We start from the raw sequence: 4704 nt of genomic DNA, 5'->3' as shown, positions 1-4704 counted from the left end.
GGCGCCAATATCCCCGACACCTTTGTCTTCGCCCTCGGCTACCACACTTATTTCACGGTGGAGGGCCGACCCCTCGTGGTCCTCGCGCACGAGGTGATCATGAAGGTTCCATTGCTCGGCGATATGGCCCGGAAGTTCGGTGTCATCCGGGCCGATCAGGCCAGGGCCGCCGAATTGCTCGGTCAGGGTGCGAGCGTGCTGGTGTATCCGGGTGGCGATGTGGAAGCGCTGCGCCCGTGGCGCGACCGGAACCGGATCGTCTTCAGCGGACGGAAAGGCTTTCTGCGCCTCGCACACGAGGCGGGCGCGAAGATCGTCCCGGTGGTCGCCCACGGCGGGCAGGAGAGCTTCTTCGTTCTCAATGACGGCCGCAAGACCGCCAAGGCTCTCCGCTTCGACAAGTACCTGCGCATCAAGTCGGTTCCGATCAGTATCAGTCTCCCGTGGGGTCTGGTTCCCGGGGACCTGCCGCACGTGCCCTTGCCGGTCAAGATCCGCGTCCAGGTGCTGCCCCCGATCGACATTCGGGAGCTGTTCGGCGACGAGCCGGATTGGGACGAGGCGTACGGCTATGTGACATCGGCGATGCAGGTTGCGCTGTCCGGACTGGCCGCGGAATCGGTCATTCCGATGGTGAACTGACATGGGGGACGTCCTCCGGAGTGTCTATGTCCGCCGCCCGCTCGATGAGGTGTGCGCGGTAATCACCGATCCGGCGATCGCCTTCAGCATCATTGGCGACTTCGGCCGGTTCGCGAAGATCGCCGAAATGCCCGACGGGGCACAGGAGTGGGATCTTTTCCTCCCGGTCGGGACCGTTCACATCGGCGGTCGTGTCCTGGTGCCGCCGCGCCGTCCCGATGAATTGACGTGGACCTCGATCCGCGGCACACACAATCACGCCCGGGTATGGGCGACGGCGGAGGGCGCGGGCACCCAGCTCAACATGTCGATAGGCGTGACCTTCGTCGGCATGATCAGCGGCTGGCTCGCCGGACTCCTCGCCAAAGACATCCTTGCCCGGCATGTTCAGGCCAGTCTGGAACAGTTGCGCCATCACATCGAATACGCCGCGCTGCTCGACTGACCACCTCTTCGGCCGCCAGGGCAGCTACTGGGCGCGCGGGTGGGCGGTGGCGTAGACCTCGCGCATCGTGTTGACCGTGACCAGCGTGTAGACCTGGGTCGTGGTGACCGACGAGTGGCCGAGGAGCTCCTGCACGACGCGGACATCGGCACCGCCGTCGAGCAGGTGGGTGGCGAAGCTGTGCCGCAGCGTGTGCGGTGACACATCCTTGCGCACCCCCGCGCGCTCGGCCGCGTCTACCAGTACCTGCCAGGCGCTCTGCCGCGATAGCCGGCCACCGCGGATGTTCAGGAAGAGCGCGGGAGTGGACTTCTTGACCAGTGCCGGCCGGCCGCGCACCAGGTAGGCGTCGATCGCGGCAATCGCCGGGCGGCCCACGGGCACGATCCGCTCCTTGCCGCCCTTGCCGCGCAGCACCACGGCCCGGCTCTCGGTGTCGATGTCGTCGACGTCGAGCGCCGTCACCTCGGAGATCCGCGCACCGCAGCTGTAGAGCAACTCGAGCATCGCACGGTCCCGCAGGGCCCGCGGGTGGTCAGGCGCACCGGCAGCCTCCAGAATCGCCAGCACCTCGTCCACCGCGAGCGCCTTCGGCAGGCGACGCGCCGGCTTGGGCGGGCGCACCGCGTGCGCCACATCGTCGACGACGACCCCCTCAGCCGCAGCGAACTTGTGAAATCCGCGCGCCGCCACCAGGGTGCGCGCCACCGATGAATCCGCTAACGGCGCCGCGCCCTCAGCTGGATTCCCCTTGCGCAGCGCCACCAGGAACTCGCGCACGTCCGCCTCGGTCACCGCAGTTAGCGAGGTCCGGCCCAAACCGTCCAGGAACTCCGCGTAGCGCGCCAGATCCCGCCGGTACGACGACACGGTGTTGGCCGCCGAGCCCTTCTCCACCGTCAAGTGATCGAGGTACCGCAGCACCACATCCTCGACCGAAAGCTGATCCATGAATGAAACCTATTACCGCCCAACGAAAGTCGACGGTCGATCGATCCAGGGCGCGTCCACCGGCCGCAACTGCGCGCCGGTGCGATCCGCCGTCGCCAGCGCCAACACACCGGCCACACACGACGCGTTCACGATCTCGCCGCTGAACACCGCCGCGACCGACTGATCGAGGGTCCGCCACTGCACCGTCAGGTCGGCTTCCTCGTGCACTTGCTCCCCGGTCGCCACCGCACTGAGGCCTTCGGCGAGAAAGACGCGCGTGGCTTCGTCGCAGAAGCCAGCCGATGACACCAGGTCGACCAACGTGCTCCAGCGCTCGGCAGCGAGGCCGGCTTCCTCGGCCAGCTCGCGCTGCGCGGCCTGCACCGGAGACTCGTCCGGACCGCCATCCAGGAGCCCCGCGGGCAGCTCTATCAGCCTGCGCCCCACGGGATGCCGATACTGATACACGAAAGCGATCTGCCCGGCGGCGTCGCGCGCCACCACAACCACCGCACCGTGTTTGGCGACCACCTCACGAACCGCAGTCGCGCCACCGGGCATCTCCACCTGATCCCGACGCAGCGCCAAAATCGCGCCCGAGTACACCGTCTCGGAGTCAGTGACGGTGAACTCGTGGCGGCTTCGACTCACTGCTCGCTCAACCATCGAGGATCGATCTACGCGGAGTCGGCGTCGTCGTTGGCCATATCGGTCGGGTCGTAGCCGTCGAGCGAGACCGGAAGTCGCTCAGCCGCTTTGTATTTCAGCGCGGCCTCGATGAACGCGGCAAACAACGGGTGCGGACGGGTCGGGCGGCTCTTCAGCTCCGGGTGCGCCTGCGTGGCCACCAGGAACGGGTGCTTCTCACGCGGGTACTCCACAAACTCCACCAGCGTGCCGTCCGGTGAAGTACCGGAGAACACCAACCCCGACTCGGCGATTGTGTCGCGGTAGGCATTGTTCACTTCGTAGCGGTGCCGGTGCCGTTCGGTCACTTCGTTACTGCCGTAGGCACGGGCCACCTGGCTGCCCGGCGCCAGTGTGGCCGGGTACGAACCCAGTCGCATGGTGCCGCCCAGGTCGGCGTCACCGGAGACGGCCGCTTCCTGGTCGGCCATCGTCGCGATGACCGGCTGTGGCGTTTCCGGATCGAACTCCGTGGAGCTCGCCTCGGTCAGCCCGACCGACCGCGCCGCCTCGATCACCACGCATTGCAAGCCCAGACACAGTCCGAGCAGCGGAATCCCGCGCTCGCGCGCATAGCTGATCGCACCGAGTTTGCCCTCGATTCCGCGGATGCCGAAGCCGCCCGGAACCATGATCGCGTCCACCTCGCGTAGCGCCGCGTCGGCGCCCTCGTCGGTCGCGCAATCGTCCGACGGAACCCACACGATGTCCGTGCGGGCATAGTGCGCGAAGCCACCGGCGCGAATCGCCTCGGTCACCGACAGGTAGGCGTCGGGCAGATCGATGTACTTGCCGACGATCGCCACGGTCACCGTCTCACGCGGCGAGTGCACTCGGTCAAGCAGATCGCCCCAGACGGTCCAGTCGACATCACGGAACGGCAGGCCCAACTGACGCACCACGTAGGCGTCGAGCTGCTCACTGTGCAGGACCTTGGGGATGTCGTAGATCGACGGCGCGTCGGGGGTGGAGATGCAACCGTCGATGTCGACGTCGCACATGAGCGCGATCTTCTTCTTCAGCGGCTCGGGCACCGGCCGATCACACCGCAGGATCAGCGCATCGGGCTGGATACCGATGCTGCGCAGCGCTGCCACCGAATGCTGGGTCGGCTTGGTCTTGAGCTCACCGGACGGCGCCAGGTACGGCACCAGCGAGACGTGCAGGAAGAAGACATTCTCCCGACCCAGGTCGTGCCGGATCTGCCGCGCGGCCTCGATGAACGGCTGCGACTCGATGTCGCCGACGGTGCCGCCGATCTCGGTGATGACCACGTCGGGCGCCTCGCCGCTGGCGTCCGCATCGTGCATCGCGAGCATCCGGCTCTTGAGTTCGTCGGTGATGTGCGGGATTACCTGCACGGTGTCACCGAGGTACTCGCCGCGCCGCTCCTTGGCGATCACCGTCGAATACACCTGCCCGGTGGTGACGTTCGCCGAGGCACCCAAATTGCGGTCCAGGAATCGCTCGTAATGCCCGATGTCCAGGTCGGTTTCGGCGCCGTCCTCGGTCACAAAGACCTCGCCGTGCTGGAACGGATTCATCGTTCCGGGATCGACGTTCAGGTACGGATCCACCTTCTGCATCGTCACACGCAGACCGCGCGCAGTGAGAAGCTGTCCCAGGCTGGAGGCCGTCAGACCTTTACCCAGGGACGATGCGACGCCACCCGTAACGAAGATGTGCTTTGTTGCCGGTCCAGAATGGCGCTGTGATCGCAAACTATGACTCCCGTCGAGGCTTAATACCTAACGGGATTCCAGCCTAGCGCATACCGGGCCCGTATCGGATGCGGAGCCACGAGCGATTCAGGACACCGTGACCGATGTCGCTCCCGGCCCGGTGCCGTATGCCCCGACCTTTCCATCCTTGATCGCGCCTGCCGCCAGCACGACGGTGACCCGGCCGGGTTGCTCAGCAATATCGTCAACGGTGGACAGCGCCTTGGCCAGCGCGGGGTCCGCGCGGACGACGGCGATCGGCGCGCCACCCTGGGC

The 4704-nt window shown here is 66.5% G+C and carries 6 protein-coding genes; 2 read left to right on the top strand and 4 right to left on the bottom strand.

What is annotated here, in order from left to right; translation table 11 throughout:
* On the top strand, positions 1-642 hold a 642-nt coding region (locus WAW85_RS10550; RefSeq protein WP_422559568.1), incomplete at its 5' end, for a 1-acyl-sn-glycerol-3-phosphate acyltransferase.
* Position 643: 1 nt separating this feature from the next.
* Positions 644-1087, top strand: coding sequence for a hypothetical protein (locus tag WAW85_RS10545; protein ID WP_422559567.1), 444 nt, complete (start codon positions 644-646; stop codon positions 1085-1087).
* Positions 1088-1111: 24 nt separating this feature from the next.
* Here the strand turns inward: WAW85_RS10545 and xerD are convergent, their stop codons facing one another.
* The 4 genes from xerD to WAW85_RS10525 form a co-directional block, all read right to left on the bottom strand.
* Positions 1112-2038 carry a site-specific tyrosine recombinase XerD gene (gene xerD / locus WAW85_RS10540; RefSeq protein ID WP_422559566.1) on the bottom strand — a complete coding sequence of 309 codons (927 nt, stop codon included), beginning with the start codon at positions 2036-2038 and terminating at the stop codon, positions 1112-1114.
* 12 nt (positions 2039-2050) lie between these two features.
* Positions 2051-2671: an NUDIX domain-containing protein gene (locus WAW85_RS10535; protein ID WP_422559565.1), complete on the bottom strand. Its 621-nt coding sequence runs from the start codon at positions 2669-2671 to the stop codon at positions 2051-2053.
* 26 nt (positions 2672-2697) lie between these two features.
* On the bottom strand, positions 2698-4428 hold the full coding sequence (locus WAW85_RS10530) for a CTP synthase (RefSeq protein ID WP_422559564.1): 1731 nt from the start codon (positions 4426-4428) through the stop codon (positions 2698-2700).
* Positions 4429-4515: 87 nt separating this feature from the next.
* Positions 4516-4704 (bottom strand): copper transporter (locus tag WAW85_RS10525; protein WP_422559563.1); only part of this gene is annotated, 189 nt, incomplete at its 5' end.

Origin of the sequence: Gordonia sp. (in: high G+C Gram-positive bacteria), assembly GCF_049299075.1 — a bacterium.
Taxonomy (GTDB): Bacteria; Actinomycetota; Actinomycetes; order Mycobacteriales; family Mycobacteriaceae; genus Gordonia.
The sequence above is the reverse complement of the archived record's forward strand: the minus strand, read 5'-3'. Positions and strand labels throughout refer to the sequence as shown.

Excerpts from the sequence above, each read along its gene's own strand:
- WAW85_RS10545 (WP_422559567.1), top strand. The coding sequence starts at position 644 with ATGGGGGACGTCCTCCGGAGTGTCTATGTCCGCCGCCCGCTCGATGAG.
- xerD (WP_422559566.1), bottom strand. The coding sequence starts at position 2,038 with ATGGATCAGCTTTCGGTCGAGGATGTGGTGCTGCGGTACCTCGATCAC.